The sequence below is a fragment of the Kitasatospora griseola genome (genome assembly GCF_044999035.1).
GTDB lineage: Bacteria > Actinomycetota > Actinomycetes > Streptomycetales > Streptomycetaceae > Kitasatospora > Kitasatospora griseola.
Window position 1 is genome coordinate 408,079 of record NZ_CP173360.1, and the last position, 16,355, is coordinate 424,433.

Annotated in this window: 17 protein-coding genes; 6 read left to right on the plus strand and 11 right to left on the minus strand. The window is 72.3% G+C overall.

The genetic code is table 11. From position 1 onward, the window contains the following. Positions 1-130: 130 nt before the first annotated feature. A complete protein-coding gene (locus ACI1MP_RS01975) occupies positions 131-898 on the minus strand; it encodes a GntR family transcriptional regulator (RefSeq protein WP_100584324.1) in 768 nt (255 codons plus the stop codon). Positions 899-1,087: 189 nt separating this feature from the next. Here ACI1MP_RS01975 and ACI1MP_RS01980 point away from each other — a divergent pair, with 189 nt between their 5' ends. Next, positions 1,088-2,593 (plus strand): alkaline phosphatase family protein, encoded by a 1,506-nt coding sequence (locus tag ACI1MP_RS01980; protein ID WP_404867511.1) that lies wholly within the window; start codon positions 1,088-1,090, stop codon positions 2,591-2,593. A gap of 40 nt (positions 2,594-2,633) precedes the next feature. Here ACI1MP_RS01980 and ACI1MP_RS01985 read toward each other — a convergent pair whose 3' ends face one another. The 3 genes from ACI1MP_RS01985 to ACI1MP_RS01995 all read right to left on the minus strand — a co-directional run bounded on the left by ACI1MP_RS01985 (position 2,634) and on the right by ACI1MP_RS01995 (position 4,946). Beyond that, complete coding sequence (locus ACI1MP_RS01985; RefSeq protein ID WP_404867512.1) at positions 2,634-3,809, minus strand: 8-amino-7-oxononanoate synthase; 1,176 nt, start codon at positions 3,807-3,809, stop codon at positions 2,634-2,636. A gap of 98 nt (positions 3,810-3,907) precedes the next feature. Next, positions 3,908-4,132, minus strand: a complete 225-nt coding sequence (gene infA / locus ACI1MP_RS01990; RefSeq protein ID WP_043911924.1) for a translation initiation factor IF-1 — start codon at positions 4,130-4,132, stop codon at positions 3,908-3,910. A gap of 52 nt (positions 4,133-4,184) precedes the next feature. Further along, complete coding sequence (locus tag ACI1MP_RS01995) at positions 4,185-4,946, minus strand: GNAT family N-acetyltransferase (RefSeq protein WP_404867513.1); 762 nt, start codon at positions 4,944-4,946, stop codon at positions 4,185-4,187. Between the two features lie 311 nt (positions 4,947-5,257). Between ACI1MP_RS01995 and ACI1MP_RS02000 the strand changes: the two genes are divergently transcribed. Further along, a complete protein-coding gene (locus ACI1MP_RS02000) occupies positions 5,258-5,875 on the plus strand; it encodes a hypothetical protein (protein WP_404867514.1) in 618 nt (205 codons plus the stop codon). A 346-nt stretch (positions 5,876-6,221) separates the two neighbouring features. Here the strand turns inward: ACI1MP_RS02000 and ACI1MP_RS02005 are convergent, their stop codons facing one another. Together ACI1MP_RS02005 and ACI1MP_RS02010 are read right to left on the minus strand one after the other, a co-directional pair. Further along, on the minus strand, positions 6,222-6,515 hold the full coding sequence (locus ACI1MP_RS02005) for a DUF1330 domain-containing protein (RefSeq protein WP_404867515.1): 294 nt from the start codon (positions 6,513-6,515) through the stop codon (positions 6,222-6,224). A gap of 163 nt (positions 6,516-6,678) precedes the next feature. Continuing rightward, entirely contained in the window at positions 6,679-7,608 is a 930-nt protein-coding gene (locus ACI1MP_RS02010) for an NADP-dependent oxidoreductase (protein ID WP_404867516.1), read from the minus strand. A gap of 89 nt (positions 7,609-7,697) precedes the next feature. On the opposite strand from ACI1MP_RS02010, the gene ACI1MP_RS02015 reads away from it, so the two are divergent. From ACI1MP_RS02015 to ACI1MP_RS02030, 4 genes are all read left to right on the plus strand, one after another. Beyond that, the gene (locus ACI1MP_RS02015) at positions 7,698-8,663 is read left to right on the plus strand and encodes an AraC family transcriptional regulator (protein WP_404867517.1); all 966 of its coding nucleotides are present in this window, start codon (positions 7,698-7,700) and stop codon (positions 8,661-8,663) included. 218 nt (positions 8,664-8,881) lie between these two features. Further along, positions 8,882-10,660, plus strand: coding sequence for a hypothetical protein (locus ACI1MP_RS02020; protein WP_404867518.1), 1,779 nt, complete (start codon positions 8,882-8,884; stop codon positions 10,658-10,660). A gap of 83 nt (positions 10,661-10,743) precedes the next feature. After that, positions 10,744-10,959: a hypothetical protein gene (locus ACI1MP_RS02025; protein WP_404867519.1), complete on the plus strand. Its 216-nt coding sequence runs from the start codon at positions 10,744-10,746 to the stop codon at positions 10,957-10,959. 21 nt (positions 10,960-10,980) lie between these two features. After that, on the plus strand, positions 10,981-11,877 hold the full coding sequence (locus ACI1MP_RS02030) for a hypothetical protein (protein WP_404867520.1): 897 nt from the start codon (positions 10,981-10,983) through the stop codon (positions 11,875-11,877). Here the strand turns inward: ACI1MP_RS02030 and ACI1MP_RS02035 are convergent. The 5 genes from ACI1MP_RS02035 to ACI1MP_RS02055 all read right to left on the minus strand — a co-directional run bounded on the left by ACI1MP_RS02035 (position 11,850) and on the right by ACI1MP_RS02055 (position 16,345). Then, the gene (locus ACI1MP_RS02035; RefSeq protein WP_380331214.1) at positions 11,850-12,332 is read right to left on the minus strand and encodes a MarR family transcriptional regulator; all 483 of its coding nucleotides are present in this window, start codon (positions 12,330-12,332) and stop codon (positions 11,850-11,852) included. The two genes, ACI1MP_RS02030 and ACI1MP_RS02035, sit on opposite strands and share 28 nt — an antisense overlap. 61 nt (positions 12,333-12,393) lie before the next feature. Beyond that, complete coding sequence (locus ACI1MP_RS02040; RefSeq protein WP_404867521.1) at positions 12,394-13,251, minus strand: nitroreductase/quinone reductase family protein; 858 nt, start codon at positions 13,249-13,251, stop codon at positions 12,394-12,396. 107 nt (positions 13,252-13,358) lie between these two features. After that, complete coding sequence (locus ACI1MP_RS02045; protein WP_404867522.1) at positions 13,359-13,838, minus strand: macro domain-containing protein; 480 nt, start codon at positions 13,836-13,838, stop codon at positions 13,359-13,361. Between the two features lie 42 nt (positions 13,839-13,880). After that, positions 13,881-15,347: a multicopper oxidase family protein gene (locus tag ACI1MP_RS02050; RefSeq protein ID WP_404867523.1), complete on the minus strand. Its 1,467-nt coding sequence runs from the start codon at positions 15,345-15,347 to the stop codon at positions 13,881-13,883. Continuing rightward, the gene (locus tag ACI1MP_RS02055) at positions 15,344-16,345 is read right to left on the minus strand and encodes a TIGR03842 family LLM class F420-dependent oxidoreductase (RefSeq protein WP_404867524.1); all 1,002 of its coding nucleotides are present in this window, start codon (positions 16,343-16,345) and stop codon (positions 15,344-15,346) included. Before ACI1MP_RS02055 ends, ACI1MP_RS02050 begins: the two co-directional genes overlap by 4 nt. Positions 16,346-16,355: the final 10 nt, after the last annotated feature.

Genomic DNA, 16,355 nt, shown 5'->3' on the forward strand with positions numbered 1-16,355 from the left:
TTCCTGGAAGCTAGAGCGCCGGCCGGACACGGTCAAGACTCGTCGCGGAGTTGACGCACCATCAGTTCGTGGCCGGTGCGGTCGGCCGGAGCGACACCCGTCAGCCGCGGCCGGACCGGAGCGACACCCGTCAGACCGTGATCGGCGCGGCCAGGTCGAGCGTGAAGCTGAAGCGGTCGCCGCGGTAGAGCGTGCGGACGAGCTCCAGCGGCCGGCCGGCGTCGTCGCGGCTGCGGCGGTGCAGCAGCAGCATCGGCAGGGCGGGCGGGGTACCGATCAGCAGGGCTTCGCGCGGAGTGGCGAGCACGGTCTCGATCCGCTCCTCCGCGCCGGCCAGCCGGATGCCGCGGGCGTGCAGGTGCGCGTACAGCGAGCCGGTGGGGTCGAACTCCCGGTCCAGGTCGGGGACTCGGGCGACCGGCAGGTAGGTGGATTCCAGGCCGACGCGCTCCTCGTCGGCGCGCAGGACGCGCTCCAGGTGCCAGAGCATCTCCCCCGGGGCGACGGCCAGGCGTTCGGCGAGCGCGGGCTCGGCGCTCTGCCGGTCGAGGGCGATCAGCGTGCGGCCGGGGCGCAGGCCCTGACGGGTGACGCCCTCGGTGTAGCTGGCGAGCGACAGCGGCTGCTCGATCTTGGCGCCGGCCACCACGGTGCCCCGGCCCTGACGCCGCAGCCGACCCTCCAGCAGCAGGTCGCGCAGCGCCTGCCGGAGGGTGGCCCGGGCGACGCCGTACCGCTCGGCCAGCGCCGCCTCGGTGGGGAGCCGGCCGCCGGGGCCCAACGCGTCCAGCAGCTCCTCGACCTGGGCCTTGACCAGGTAGTACTTCGGCACCCGCCCGTGCTCGGGGACGCCAGACCTGGCGGGGGCGAGGGGCGTGCCGTGGGTGCCGTGGTTCACCCGTCCAGCCTAGGGCCTGAGCCGTTCAACTGCCTACGGACCATAACGAAAAAATAACCGGTCTGGACTGAATTTTGACACTTGTTCATACAATCGTGGACTCGGAGAGGGGGTCACGCTCGCCCCGCCACCCCATCCTCGGTCTGCCGGTGCAACCGCACCCCGCCGCTTCCCCCGTTGGGAGACCTCGTGCGCAACTCCCGTACCACCCTTGCCCTTTCGATCGCCGTCGCTGCCGCCCTGCTGCCGATCGCCGGCACCGCCGCGTCGGCCGCCCCCACCTCCTACAACGGCCTGCCGAACGGCACCAAGCAGGCCAAGACGCTGGTGATCGGCATTGACGGCACCCGGTACGACAAGCTGGTGACCGCCGATGCGCCGAACCTGAAGGCGCTGATGGCCTCGGGCACCACCGCGACCTCCAACCTGTACGCGAACCCGCTGGCGCCCACCCTCTCCGGCCCGGGCTGGTCGACGATCGCCACCGGCGTCTGGCCGGACAAGCACAAGGCGCTGGACAACGCGTTCACGGGCGCGCGCTTCGACCTGTACCCGGACTACGCGAGCCGGCTGGAGACCGCGGACCCGGGCAACTCCACGCTGGTGATCGGTTCCTGGAACCCCATCACCGCGAACGTCTTCAACGGCAAGGCCGACCTGCGGATCCCGGAGAGCGAGAACGACCCGAAGACCGCCTCCGACGCCGCCGACTTCCTCGCCCACGGCAACCCGGACTCGGTGTTCCTGCACTTCGACGAGGTGGACGAGGCCGGCCACAGCTACGGCGGCGCGAGCACCCAGTACATGTCGGCGCTGCACACCGTCGACGGGCTGGTCGGCCAGGTGCTGACCGGCCTCAGGTCCCGCCCCACGTACGCCGCGGAGGACTGGCTGGTGGTCGTCACCACCGACCACGGCCACACCGACGCGGGCGGCCACGGCGGCAACTCCGCCAACGAGCGCCAGACCTGGATGGTGCTCAACGGCCAGGGCTACCAGCCCGGCGCCCGCCGCTACGACGTCAAGCCGGTGGACATCGCGCCGACCGTGCTCAAGCACGAGGGCGTGGCCGTCGACCCGGCCTGGGGCCTGGACGGCACCCCCGTGGACGAGATCGTCCCGGACGCGTTCGACGCGCTGCGCCCCAGCCTGCAGACCCGGGTGGACGAGACCGGCATCGGCTCCACCGTCAAGGGCTTCACCCACACCCCGCCCGCCGGCTGGTCGATCGACAACTCGCGGATGCCGTCCGGCGGCGTCACCGAGTGGCGCGGCTGGGCGTTCGCCACCGACGAGTTCTGGACGGCCGCGCAGCTCGCCCAGAGCCGGGAGACCAACGTCCGAGCCCGCAACGTCTTCGCGGTCGCCGACTCCGACGAGTGGGACGACAAGGCGCACGGCGCCGGCCAGTTCGACTCGACGCTGATCTCCCCCGCCTACCCGGTGGCCGGCCTGGGCCGCGGCACGCTGTCCTTCGCCACCGACTACAAGATCGACGGCCCGCAGACCGGCGACGTGTACGTGGTGTTCGACAACGGCGCCCCGCAGCTGGTGAAGTCCTACCGGGCCGACCTGAACACCGTCGAGCACCTGTCGGTCACGGTGCCGGCGGGCGCGTCCACGGCGCGCTTCCAGTTCCGCTACACCGGCACCAACTCGGCGTTCTGGACGGTCGACCAGGTCGTCTTCGGCTGACCCGATCGAGCCGCTCGACGCGCTCGAACCCCTCGACCCGCTACCGGGTCTTGACCACCACGCCGACCGCGAAGGCGATCTGGTCGTCGGTCAGGTCGGCGCGGGCGGTCAGCCGCAGCCGGGGCACGCCGTCGGGGACGGACGGGGGCCGGAAGCAGCCGACCGCGAGTCCTTCGTCACGGCAGGCGGCGGCCCAGCGCACCGCGTGCTCCGGGTCGTCGGCCCGCACCGACACCACCGCGCCGTCCGGTGCGGTGGTGTCGAGGCCGAACTCGCCGAGCCGGGTGGAGAGTTCGCGGGCCACCCGGAGCGCGTCGGCGGCCCGGCCCGGCTCGGCGCGCAGCAGGCGCAGCGCTCCGAGCGCGGCGCCGACCGCGGCCGGGTTGAGGCCGGTGTCGAAGATGAAGGTGCGGGCGGCGGAGATCAGGTGGCGGATCACCCGCTCGGGGCCGAGCACCACGCCGCCCTGCGAGCCGAGCGACTTGGAGAGCGTCGCGGTGGCGACCACGTCGGGCTGTCCGGCGATTCCCGCGGCGGCTCCGGCCCCCGCGCCGCCGGGGCCGAGCACGCCCAGGCCGTGCGCGTCGTCGAGGACCAGGGCGGCCCCGAACTCGCGGGCGGCGGCCAGGTGCTGGGCGAGCGGCGCGGCGTTGCCGTCGACCGAGAACACCGAGTCGGTGACCACCAGGGCGCGCGGCTGCGTCCGGTCGGCGAGCGCCGCCCGGACGGACCGCGGGTCGCAGTGCGCGGCCCGGGCGACCTGGCCCTTGGCGAGGCGGCAGCCGTCGATCAGCGAGGCGTGGTTGTGGGCGTCGGAGACGATCAGGGTGTCCGGCCCGGCGAGCGCGGTGAGCACGGCGAGGTTGGCGGTGTAGCCCGAGGAGAACACCAGGGCCGCCTCGTAGCCGCAGAACTCGGCGAGCTCCCGCTCCAGTTCGGTGTGCGCCTCGGTGGTGCCGGTGACCAGGCGGGAGCCGGTGGAGCCGCCGCCCCAGCGCTGCGCGGCCTCGGCGGCGGCTCCCGTGACGGCCGGGTGCCCGGTCAGGCCCAGGTAGTCGTTGGACGCCAGGTCGAGCACGTCGTCCTCGGCGGTGCGGCTGCGCAGCCGCCTGGTCAGCCCGGCGGCCTCCCGGTCGGCGGCCGCCGCGTCCACCCAGTCGAACACCGTCTCCGGGCGCGTGCCCTGCGTCCCCGTCCTGACCTGCGACTCTTCCATGCCCGGCACTCTGTCACTCCGCCGGGCGCGGGGGCAACGGCCGCCGCCGCGATGTGCGCCTTCGCACACCGACGGCGGCCGTAGGCCCTTTCGCCGGATCAGTTGCGGTAGCGGAACAGGATCCGGCCGCGAGTCAGGTCGTACGGGCTGACCTCGACCAGGACGCGGTCGAACGGGAGGATCTTGATGTAGTTCTTGCGGATCTTTCCACTGATGTGGGCGAGCACCTGGTGGCCGTTCTGCAGCTCCACCTTGAAGGTGGCGTTGCGCAGGCATTCCAGTACGGTGCCCTCGATTTCCAGGCCTTTGGCGATACGCGGCAAGGTTTCTCGTCTCTCGAGTCGGTGAAGCGAAGTGGGGTGGTCGATGCCGGTGTCAGTGCGGGCGGCGCACCAGTTCTGCGAGATGGCCCGTGCGCCGGGCGCCGAAGCGCTCGAACAGGGTGGTGGCTGCGGTGTTGGCCTGGTCGATCTCGGTCCACGCAGTGTCGATGCCGGCCTCGTCCAGGACGGCCAGCGTATGCCCGAGCAGGGCCTGCCCGGCACCCCGCCGTCGGCATTCGGCGCGCACGGCGAGCAGCCCGATCCGGGCGCGGTTGCCCCGCGACACCACCCGGATCAGCCCGCCGTACTGCCCGTCCACCACCGCGACGGCGTACAACGAAGGATCGATCAGCGTGTCCCCCGCAGGGTGGGGCCGGAGCTCGGCGGGCATCGTGTGCCACCCGGCCGCCGCCTCGACCTGAGCCCGCACCGTCCGGTCGAGCTCGCGCAGCAGCCCCTCCTCGGCCGTCCCGGCAGGCAGGATCGTCACCCCCTCCGGCACCGGACCGGCAGCCGCCGCACGACTGGGCAGGAGGTACTCCCACTCACGCCGCTCCACGGCGAATCCGGCACGCTCCCAACGGGCCGTCAGTTCGGCGTCCTCGCCGCCGACCAGGGTGTGCAGCACGGCAGTCGGCAGCTCGCCAAGCATCGCCTCCGCGAGCGGGTCGAACGCCTCGTCCTGCCAGACGTCGATGCTGACGAAGAGTCGGCCGTCGGGCCGGTACGAGACATCGCCGTGGCCGACGATCTGCTCGTCCGCCACCGCCTGCCACTCGGCCTCGTCGACCCGGTTGATCATCACAGTGTTCATGGCTGTCACCTCTCGGAAGTACCTGCACAGCAGGGCGCTCCCGACAGCGACTCGATCAGCCGCACACCGTGAGGAAAAGGGGGAGCACCCACCTTGGTCCAACTCTCATGGGTGTTCACCTCCTCGCGTCCTGTCACGGTGACCCGTACGTTAGCAACCACCCTCCGACGCCGCCAAGCGATTTAACTTCCGCCCGGCTGTTGCCTGTCCCGTCTCACGCGAGGTTGTCGTTCCCTCTGGGCCTCATCGCCTCCGATGTCACCGGACACGGATAGTTTTTTGGCGGGACCAGGCGGCTGACGGGAGCGGATGTGGAGATCGAGGAGATGCTGGACCGACTCGGCACGGTGATCGGGCCACCGCCTGCGGGCGGTGTGGTCCCGGTGCCGTGGGAGCTTGGGCCCGAGGTAATGGGTTTCCAACTTCCTGCGGACTACCGGGCGTTCGTCGACCGGTACGGGAGTGTCAGCATCAGAGGCGAGCTGCACATCTACGCACCGTCGGAAGCGCCCAGCCCTGACATCGGGCAGCCGCTCGGCTTCGAGGGATTCCTCTACGGCACGACGGATCCCTACGGGTACAGCGGCTCCCTGGCCCAGGCCTACCTGGACGGGGACTACGACGAGTGCCCGTATCCGATGTTCCCGGCCGAGGGCGGGCTTCTGAACTGGGGTAACAATGGTGGCGGCGACCACTTCTTCTGGTTGATGCGGGGGCCGGACCCGGACCGGTGGCCGGTCGCTGCCAAGTTCGACTCGATGCGGGAGTGGGACCTGTTCGAGGGCGGCTTCCTGGAGTTCCTGCTGGCGGCGGTGACGGAGGAGTATCCGTACCATCGGGACGTTGTCGCCCGTGGAACGAAGCAGGTCGGTGATGGCCGGGCTTATCGTGTTCGGGGTGACTGGTCGAAGCAGCTGGGTTGGCAGTGAGCCCGCGATCATGGTCAACGGCCAGGCTGTGGGCGGATCCGGTTCGGCGGCCTGACTGCGGTAGCCGTGGTTCAAGCGAGCCTGGTGATTGTGAGTTCGAGTCCGCCGACTCGGTTGGGTGGTCCCCGGTCGGCTGGGCACGAGAGTGAGGCCTCCCGCACAGTCCGTGGGTCTTGAGTGTCGGCTGCCGGTCCTCCACACTCACTGAGCCGCACCGCCGCTCTTCGGCAGCTGGTCCGGGAAGCCCCCGACCGCTCAACTCCGGTCGCGCGCCTGCCCGGCGGTGTGGTGCTTCTTCTCCGTCGCGGTGTCCGTCGGAGTCGGACGCCGGGCAGGTCGCCGGCTGTCAGTCGAGGCCTTCGATGATGCGGAAGTCGCGCTCGACGGCGTCGGAGAGCACGACCAGCGCTTCCTGGTAGGCCTCGCTCTCCCGGGCCGCGACGGCCTGTTCGAAGCTGTCGAACTCGATCAGTATGGTGCGCTCGGCGATTCCGGCGTCGTGTGCGACGACCAGACCGTCGCGGGCGAGGACCCGCCCGCCCCCGGCCCGGACGGCCGGGCCGGCCAGCTTGTTGTAGGCAGCCAGCTTCTCGGGGTCGTTGATGGTGCGGTAGACACTGACCCAGTAGCCCTTTGGCATGGAGCCTCCAGTGTTCGCAGGAGCACACCCGACTGCTCATAGGTACTTCGGATCGATCGTACCCAACGACTGGGTGCCGGGGTGGTGCGGAGAACGCTCCGGTCCGCCAACTCGGCAGTCTCCGTGAGGAATTGAGACCACCTCAAAAACGGAAACCTCGGCACTACGGGACGACGACGACCTTGCCCCGAATGCGCCCGGCTTCGCTGAGGCGGTGGACGTCCGCGAGCTCGGCCAGCGGGTACGAGGCGCTGATGTCGAGGGTGACTTCGCCCGCGTCGACGAGCTTCACGAGCGCTGCCAGCTGCGCCACGTCGTTGCGGGCGACCATGTGCATCGCCGTCACCCCGGCGTCGGCAGGCGGTTCCACGGGGGTGGCGATCGAGACGATCCGTCCGCCCGGCCGGACCGTCGACGCCAGAGCGGCGGCATCGTGCGGGCTCAGCGGGACGAGGTTGAGCAGGGTGTCCACCGGACCGTCGAGCGCGGCGGCGACCGGCCCGGCGGTGTAGTCGATCACCCGGTCCGCCCCTTGTCGTCGCACCACCCGGTCGCTGCGGGCGCCGGCCGTGGCGATCACCTCGGCTCCGGCGCGCTTGGCGAGCTGAGTGACGAACCCGCCGACCCCTCCGCCCGCGCCGTTGACCAGCACTCGCTGGTCGGCCGTCACCTTTCCGTGCTCGAACACCGCCTGCCAGGCCGTCAGTCCGGCCACGGGGAGGGCCGCCGCGTGCGCGAGCGGCACGGACTCCGGCGCCGGGACCAGCAGCGAACCCGGCGCCCGCACGTATTCGGCGGCTGCGCCCGCACCGTCCAACCGCCCGACGACCCGGTCGCCGACGGCGAAGCCCTTGGTCCACGGGCCGATCTCGGCAACCGTCCCGGCGACGTCCCAGCCCGGCGTGTAGGGCAGCTCCACGGGCAGGAACGCCTGCAACAGCCCGGCGCGCAGCGCGGCCTCGGTGGGGTTGAACGACGTCGCCGCGACCCGGACGAGCACCTCGCCGGAGCCGGGTCGGGGCCGCGACACCTCGTCGTGGCTGATCACGGACGCGTCGCCGAACGCGTGGATTCGCGCGGACTTCATCTTCATGCCGCGAACCTACGGGCCGTCCGCCGAGACGATCCATGCGCCAGGGTGCCCTGTTCATACGCGTTCGTCTCGACGCCTACGCTCTCCCCGTGGATCTGCTCAGCGAGGTGATCACGGTGGCGCGGACCGGGCGGCCCCGGTCGGCGTACGTGCGGTGGCATGCCCCGTGGCGGCAGCAGTTCGCGTCCGTGCCGGGTTCGGCGGGCTTCCAGGCGATCCTGGAGGGGCGTTGCTGGCTGGTGTCGCCGGATGCGGCGCCGGTCGAACTGGGCGCGGGCGATGTGCTGTTCCTGCCGCACGGCACCGGGCACACCCTGGCCGACGACCCGTCGACAGCGGCCACCGCGCCGGCCTGCACCCCTGACGACCCCGGCCTTCCCGGGCCGCACACCACCGACAGCGTCGACCGGCTCGGCCGGGGCGGTCCGGCCACCGTGGTGCTCTGCGGCGCCTACCGGCTCGACCCGTCCCGGCCCCATCCCCTGCTGCTCACCCTGCCCGACCTGATCCACCTGCCCGCAGACCCGAGCCGTCACCCCGAACTGCACGCCGCAGTACGGCTCCTGGCCTCCGAGGTGGGCACCCCGCGCCCGGGCGCCACCGCCGTCGTCCCCGCCCTGCTGGACACCCTCCTGCTGTACGTCCTGCGCATCTGGCTCGCCGAACAGCCCGCCCACGGCAGCACCACCGGCTGGGCCGCCGCACTCAACGATCCGGCGGTCACCGCCGCCCTCCACGCCGTCCACCGCGACCCGGCAGCCCCTTGGACGGTGGCGAAACTCGCCGCCGAAGCGGGCCTCTCCCGGGCGGCGTTCGCCAGACGCTTCACCTCGATGATCGGCCAACCGCCCCTCGGCTACCTGACCTGGTGGCGAATGACCACGGCGGCCCGCCTGCTCCGGGCGACCGAAGCACCCTTGCGAACCATCGCCGCCCAGGTGGGCTACGCCTCCGAATTCGCCTTCGCCAACGCGTTCAAGCGCACGCACGGGCTGGCCCCCGGCGCATATCGACGGGGATCTCACCCTCTTCCGGCTCCGCCGGCCAGGTCCTGAGGACGCTCGTCGATCGCTTCCATCGCCCGCGAGGGCGCCGCGCCCACCGGTCGACACCGACTTCAGCCGCTTCCCACCTGCCCGGTCACCCGTTTCCTGACGGGCCGTCACCAGCGGTTCCCCTCAGGGCTCGACGAGCTCCAGTGTCGGGGGCCCGTGGCAGGCTTGGCCGGTCGGCGGAGCGGGGAAGGTCCGGGGCACGGAGGAGGGGGCTGGCGATGGGACGTCGGGTTCGGGGTTGGGTGTTCGGGCTGGCGGTGTGGTGGCTGTGGATGCCGCTGCTCGCCGGGCTGGTGTGGGTGGTGAAGCATGCGGTGTTCGGGGGGTTCGGGCAGCAGGATCAGAGTTACCGGCTGTGGTTGAGGCGGGAGTTCCTGCCGCACGGCGGGTTGGTGGATGCCGCGCCGTTGTTCTGGTTCTGGGTCGCGGTGGGGTTGTGCGGCACGGTCTGGGCGGTGGTGTACGCCGTGGACGAGACGGGCGTGGGCTTCGGCGGGTGGCGGGCGCGGATCGCCGTCTCGGTGGTGGTGCTGGCGCTGGCCGGTTCGCTGGTGCGCGCCGGGACGGGCATGTGGGACGACGACAAGGACGCGGGGCGGTTCTACGCGGCGGCGACGATCCTGGACGTGCCGGCGGGCGGCGCGGGCGCGCCGCGTTCGGTGCTGCCGGTGACGGAGCGCAGTCGCCCCGGTGACGGCGCCCGGTGCGACCTGGTGGGCACGTCGGACATGCCGGCCTGCGTGAAGACCGCATCGATGCCGGACTTCGACTTCGAGGCGCGCACCGCCTCGTACGCGGCGGCGACCAAGGCCCTCACCGACAGCGCGGGCCTGTCCTCGGGCATCCACCTGATGGGGCACAGCCTGCACTACCTGCCGGGCACGGCGGGTGGCGGCGCGTGGACGGCGGTGCTGGACGGCTCCGGTGAGCAGCCGATGGAGGGCGTCGCGGTCTGGGACGGCCGGTCGAACTCGGTGGCCAGTTGCGCGTTCCGCGGCGACCACGCGTTCGACCGGGCGTTCGGCGGGACGGGCGCGGTCAGCCTGCGCAACCTGCTGGCCGAGCGCTTCCCCGGTCTGGTCTACAGCGAGCAGGACATCTGGGGTTACTGCGACGGCCCCGACCCGCGCACCGCACAGCCCGTGGTGGTGATCTCGGTGGCCCGGCAGACCGCCTGGAAGCAGCGCACCGTGCTGGCCCCGGCCGGGGTGCTGGTGCTGCGCGGTTCGCCGAACGGGAAGCCGGACGTGACGTACCGGGCCCAGGTCGACCCGGGTGAGCTGCCCGGGGCGGTGTACCCGGCCTCGGTGGTGCGTTCGCAGATCCACGAGGTGCAGTGGCTGGGCGGTCGCGGCGCGAAGGACGACCAGGGCTTCGGCTTCGCGCACACCTCGGCGGCCACCAACGCGACCAACCCCGGTGAGTTCCTGCTCCGGTCGAAGGCCGACGGCCACCTGTACTACGTGACGCCGCTGGTGCCCCGGGAGAGCTCCTCCCAACTGGTGGTGGCGTTCGCCGTGCTGCAGGCCGACCGGGCCGGCGGCGGCCTCAACGACCTGCACGTGTACGTGCGCAGCGACGACGCCCCCGCGGTGAACCTGGACGTGCTGGCCAGCCGGATGGTCTCCTACATGGCCCAGCAGACCTCCATCGCCATCAGCGCCGGCCAGGGCGGCGCCCTCCAGGAGCTCGTCCCGTTCGGCCGCGACATGTGGCGCGGCTTCGTCGACTTCAACGGTCAGACCCAGGACTACATCGACCTGTCCGGCGACGCGACGGTCACCCCCAACCTGGTCTCCCTGACCGGCCCGATCACACCGCCGGGCGGCCAGCCGCAACCCCAGCCGTCCGGCCGACCGACCGACCGGCCCACCGGCCCACCGACCGGTCAGCCCGCGTCCGGCTGCGGCGCCGATCCGAACCAGTTGACGACCACCCAGCTCGCCGCCTGCGTCGCCGAGTTGTCGAAGACCCTGCAGGGCCGCGTGCACGACTAGACCGTCCGCCCGTGCCCGCCCCGACCGGGAGAACCACTGGTCGGGGTGGGTACGGTGGGGATGGTCGAGGAGAGGGGTCCGCGGTGGTGGCACCGCCGAGCAGCGAGGCGGCCCGGGTGTGGCAGCGTCGGCTGCGGGACGTCGCGTCGGGGCTGACGGAGCGCGAACTGGACGCGGTGGAAGCCCGGTTCGGCTTCCGTTTCGCAGCCGACCACCGGGCGTTCCTGGCGGCGGGCCTGCCGACCGGGCCCAGCTGGCCGGACTGGCGGTACGGCGATCCGGAGCGGCTGCGCGAGTGACTCGCCCGGCCGGTCGAAGGCGTGCTGTTCGACGTGCGTGGGAACGGGTTCTGGTACCCGAGCTGGGGGTCGCGGCCCGAGGACGTGACGGAGCGGGAGCGGGTCGCCCGGGCCGCGCTGGCGTCCGTGCCGCAGTTGGTGCCGCTGCGCGGTCACCGCTACCTGCCGCCGGCGCCGTTCGGGCCGGGGCATCCGGTGCTGTCGGTGCATCAGACCGACATCATCGAGTACGGCCACGACCTGGTCGACTGGCTGCGGATCGCGGTCACCGGCACGCCCGGCCGCCGCGACGCGCGGCCCGTGTTCACCGTCCCGTTCTGGTCGTGCTTCGTGGCGGTCGATCCGGAGGGCGCGTTCACCACCCCGCACGATCCGACGGCGACCACCGCGGCCGAGGCGGTGGAGTACCTGCGGATGCCGGCGCTGGAGCGGCTGGTGGGCCGTCAGGTGGACGACGAACAGCTGATCACCGCGGGTCTGATGGCGGACGCGCTCGGCGTCGACGCACCCTCGCTGCCGCTGCTGGCCGGGCTCACGGACCACGGGTCCGCGGTGGGCCTCTTCGAACAGGTACTGGCGGAGCTCGGCCTCGCCGACTCCCTGCCCGCCGACGACACCGACCTGCCGTTCGAGCGTGCCCACTGGGAGCTCGTCCGCTGGTGGCTGCGCCTGATCGTGGACGGCGGGCTGCGCGCCCCGACCGGCGCGGGCGTGGTCGCCCACGGCGGCTGGGCCCTCCTGGACCGCCCGGAGTCGCTTCGGCCGCTGGTCGATCTCTCCCCGGAGCGGCTCTCCCCGGACGCGCTCGACCGGACCGACCCGGCCCGCGCGATCGTCACCGAGGCCGTCCACCTGTTGGCCGGCCCGTGGCCGCCGCCGGCGACGGGGCCTCAGGCTCCGCTCGCGCCCTGCTCGTAGGCGGTCATCGTCCGGACGAACACCGCCCGTTCGGCCGGGGTGAGCGGGGCGAACGCGGCCTGCCAGGCGGCCGCGCCGTTGGCGAGCCAGTGCTCGACGGCGGTGCGGGTGGCGGGGTCGGAGGTGAGGGAGACGATGGTGCGGCGGCGGTCCTCGGGGTCGGGGCGGCGCTCCAGGACGCCCTGACGGGTGAGGTCGCCGACCATCAGGCTGACGGTGGTGGGGGCGACTTCGAGGCGGGCGGCCAGCGCGCCGACCGGCATCGGGCCGTCGTAGACCAGGTAGGAGAGCAACGACAGGTGCCGGGGCGCGAGTTGGAAGCCGGCCAGCGCGTCGGGGACGGCGATCCGCTTGACCCGCGCCGCGACCCGGGGCATCAGCAGCAGCATGGCCCGGACGGCGTCCGGTGCGGTGAGGCCGCCGTCCGGCTGGTGCTCGGACTCCGCGTGGGCCATCCGGTCTCCTCCGCGCTGTCCGATTCCTGGCCGCCGGACCTCACCGTACCGGACGGGCCGGTCAGCGCGGTGGGTGCGGGGCGGACGGCGGGAGCAGATGGGTCTCCTCGTACACGAAGTGGGCCTCCAGCCCGTCGGTGAGCCGGTCGAGTTCGGCGCGCAGCTCGGCGGGGTCGGTGTCGGGTGCGGCGAGGCGGTCCTCGAAGCGGGTGAGCGCTTCGGCGACGGTACGGTGTTCGGCGCGCAGCCGGGCGAGGGCAGGGATCAGCTGGGGGTACTGTCGTTCGAAGGCGGTGAACGCGCCGTCCTCGCGGGTGTGGTGCAGGCCGAGGCCGTAGCAGAACTGCAGGCATTTCTCCCGCAGTTGGGCGGCGAGGTCGGGCCCGGGGACGGGACCGGCCTGGTCCAGCCGGGTGCGCAGGTCGGCGAGTTGGCGGCGCAGGTCCTCGTGGTGGAGCTGGAGTTGGCCGACCACCCGGGCGGCGAGCGCGGGGTCGACGGACAGGTCGAGCGGGTGCAGCGCGAGGACCGGGATGGTGCGGTCGGTGCGGGCGGCGTAGTCGGCGAACGACGGTACGCGGCGGGCCTGTTCGGCGTACTGGCGGTCGCGTTCGGCGGGGTCGAGCTCGACCGGCCGGACCGAGAGGGTGGTCACGCCGCCCTCGCCGTCGGGGAGTTCGACGGTGCCGCCGCCGGCGGCGACCAGGTTGCGGTACCACTGGGGGTGGTCGACGGCGCCCGCGTTGGAGCCGAACACCAGGTAGCGGCTGCCGTCCTGGTGGTAGGCGAGCGGCGTGGTGCGGGGCTGCCCGGTGCGTCGGCCGGCGGTGGTGAGCAGCAGGATCGCGGGGAAGCCCTCGACGTGTCCGCCCCGTGCCCGGAATTCCTCGATGACTCGCTGGTTGAACTCGTTGGCCATGGCCGAGCCTCTCCCCCGCTCCCGATTATGTTTGCAAGCAAAGACAATCTAGGCAGGCCGCCGACATCCGGTCAACTCCCCATCACAGACGTTGAGCTGATGACACGTCACTGGTCGTAGACCGTCACGGGCGTACCGCGCGCGGTGAGCCGGGCCGTCACCAGCGGCTCGATGCGCTCCCAGTGGCCGCCCGCCAGCCCGCACCCGATCCGCGGCATGTGGACGGAGGCGCCGAGGCGGCGGGCGTGGCCACCGAGGGTGGCGAGGGCGGTGTCGACGGCCTCGTAGCGGACCGGGACGCCGGTGGAACGGCCGGTCCTGATGCCGCGTTGGCCGACCATGTTGGCCACCCACAGGTACGGCTCGACCTGCACCAGCTGGACGGCGCCGAGCCCGAAGTCGTTGCCGGCCCGCTCGCGGTGCCAGCGCCGGTACGCGGCCTCGGGTTCGGGCCACCGGCGGGACAGCGCGAGCACGAAGCCCCTGCCCCAACCGCCGAGGTCGTTGCAGACGTGCGCGACGATCCGCACGCCCTTGCCCTGCGGCGCGGTGGCGTCCCCGCGCAGGTAACTGATCGTCTGTTCCATCCGGGCATGCTCGCAGCCGCCGCCGACACCCGCCCTCGGCGGTCAGTGCGCGTGGCCGACGCCCGCGTAGCTGCGTGGCACGGCGTGCTCCGTCCCCGGGGTGACGGTGACGAACTGGCCCATCATTCCGGCGTCCTCGTGGCGCAGGAGGTGGCAGTGGTACATGTACGGCTCGACGGGGTCGTCGAAGGAGCCGAACCGGACGGCCAGGCGGACGGTGGTGTGGGCGGGGGTGAAGACGGTGTCCTTGTGGCCGCCGGTGGGGCGGTCGGCGGCGTCGAGGACCTGGAAGGCGACTTCGTGGATGTGGAAGTTGTGGGAGGTGCCGGTGCTGTTCTCGATCTCCCAGATCTCGACGGCGTTGACGGGGACGACCTCGTCGATCCGGCCCATGTCCATCGGCCGGCCGTTGATGCTGTCCCGCCCGCTGAGGGTGAAGTGACGGACTCTCGCGCCGTCGGGCGGGACGATCGGCGCGGGCCCGGGGAGGGTGGCGGGTGGCTCGGGCGCGGGCCGGAGGTCGGCGGCGGCGACGAAGCGGATCAGGTCGAGGTCGCCGGTTGCGATGTCGAGGCCGCGGTCGAGGGTGCGCAGCACGACGTTGTCGCCGGGGGCGAACTCGACCAGGAGCTCGGCGCGTTCGCCGGGGGTGAGGTCGAGGGTGTCGGTCTCGACGGGGGCGGTCAGCAGTCCGCCGTCCGTGCCGATCAGGTGGAACCGGCGGCGGTCGGTGAAGGCCAGGTGGTACATCCGGGCGTTGGAGGCGTTGAGCAGGCGCAGCCGCACCCGGGTGGTGGTGACGGCGAAGCACGGGTTGTAGGTGCCGTTGACCAGGATGCGGTCGCCGAGGATGCCGAAGGGGCCCTTGAGCGGGTCGCCGTCGAGTTGGCCGCGGTCGGTGAGCTTCTTGTCCTGGAGGATCAGCGGGATGTCGTCGGTGCCGTAGGCGGTGGGCAGTTCGGCGTCCTGGCCGTCGTCGATCAGGAACAGGCCGGCCAGGCCGCGGTAGACGTGCTGGGAGGTGGCCCCGTGCGGGTGGGGGTGGTACCAGGTGGTGGCGGCAGGCTGGTCGACGGTCCAGGTGGGGGTCCACCGGGTGCCGGCGGGGATCAGTTGGTGCGGTCCGCCGTCCATCGCGGCGGGCAGCCGCATGCCGTGCCAGTGGACGGTGCTGGCCTCGGGCAGGGCGTTGCGGACGGTCATCGCGACCTTGTCGCCGCGGCTCGCCCGCAGCGTGGGGCCGAGGTAGGAGCCGTTGAAGCCCCAGGTGGTGGTGGGTTTGCCCGGCAGCAGGGCGGACTGGCCGACGAACATGATGAGTTCGTAGCGGCGGACGCCGTCGGGCTCCGGGGCGGGGTGCAGCAGCGGCGGGATCCGCAGCGGGGTGGACAGGTCGAGCGGCGGGGGTGCGAGGTGGTGCTCGGCGTCCGATCCGCAGCCGGCGGCCAGGCCCGCCGTCCCGGCGGCGCCGGAGAGCGCGGAGAGGGCGAGGAAGGTCCGCCGGTTCACGCGGTCAGCGCCGGGATGATGTGCGTCCCGTAGGCGTCGATGACGGCTTCGCGGGCGTCGTGCATCGCGTAGATCGCGAACTGGTCGACGCCCAACTCCCGCAGGGTGTTGAGCTTTTCGAGGTGTGCCTGGACGGGGCCGAGCAGGCAGAACCGGTCCACGACGGCGTCGGGGACGAAGTCGGTGGAGGGGTTTCCGGCCCGGCCGTGGTGGCTGTAGTCGTAGCCGTGCCGGTTCTTGATGTAGGCGGTGAGTTCCTCGGGGACGGCGCCCGAGTGTTCGCCGTACCGTGCGACCAGGTCGGCGACGTGGTTGCCGACCATGCCGCCGAACCAGCGGCACTGTTCGCGGGCGTGGTCGAGGTCGTCGCCGACGTAGGCGGGCGCGGCGACGCAGACGGTGATCGAGGCGGGGTCGCGGCCGGCCTCCTCGGCGGCGCGGCGGACGGCCTTGACCATCCACTCGGTGAGGTAGGGGTCGGCGAGTTGGAGGATGAAGCCGTCGGCCTTCTGGCCGGTCAGGGCGAGCGCCTTGGGTCCGTAGGCGGCCATCCACACCGGCAGTCGGCCGTTCTTGATCCACGGGATGCGGATCGGGCTGCCGTCGACGACGGCCTCGCGGCCCTCGGCGAGGTCGCGGATGGCGTCGACAGCGGCGCCGAGCCGCGCCAGCGTGTTGGGCCGCCGGCCGGCCACCCGCATCGCGGAGTCGCCGCGGCCGATGCCGCAGACGGTGCGGTTGCCGTACATGTCGTTCAGGGTGGCGAAGGTGGAGGCGGTCACCTCCCAGCTGCGGGTGCCGGGGTTGGTGACCATCGGGCCGACGTGCAGCCGCTCGGTGTGTTCGAGGATCCGGCTGTGGATCACGAACGGTTCCTGCCACAGCACGGCGGAGTCGAAGGTCCAGCCGTAGCGGAAGCCGTTGTGTTCGGCGCGGCGCATCAGGTCGACGACCTTCGCGGCCGGCGGGTCGGTCTGCAGGACGAGTCCGAAGTCCACGGCGGAATTC

Excerpts from the sequence above, each read along its gene's own strand:
- ACI1MP_RS01985 (WP_404867512.1), bottom strand. The coding sequence starts at position 3,809 with ATGGAAGAGTCGCAGGTCAGGACGGGGACGCAGGGCACGCGCCCGGAG.
- ACI1MP_RS01995 (WP_404867513.1), bottom strand. The coding sequence starts at position 4,946 with ATGAACACTGTGATGATCAACCGGGTCGACGAGGCCGAGTGGCAGGCG.
- ACI1MP_RS02005 (WP_404867515.1), bottom strand. The coding sequence starts at position 6,515 with ATGCCAAAGGGCTACTGGGTCAGTGTCTACCGCACCATCAACGACCCC.
- ACI1MP_RS02010 (WP_404867516.1), bottom strand. The coding sequence starts at position 7,608 with ATGAAGATGAAGTCCGCGCGAATCCACGCGTTCGGCGACGCGTCCGTG.
- ACI1MP_RS02020 (WP_404867518.1), top strand. The coding sequence starts at position 8,882 with ATGGGACGTCGGGTTCGGGGTTGGGTGTTCGGGCTGGCGGTGTGGTGG.
- ACI1MP_RS02035 (WP_380331214.1), bottom strand. The coding sequence starts at position 12,332 with ATGGCCCACGCGGAGTCCGAGCACCAGCCGGACGGCGGCCTCACCGCA.
- ACI1MP_RS02040 (WP_404867521.1), bottom strand. The coding sequence starts at position 13,251 with ATGGCCAACGAGTTCAACCAGCGAGTCATCGAGGAATTCCGGGCACGG.
- ACI1MP_RS02045 (WP_404867522.1), bottom strand. The coding sequence starts at position 13,838 with ATGGAACAGACGATCAGTTACCTGCGCGGGGACGCCACCGCGCCGCAG.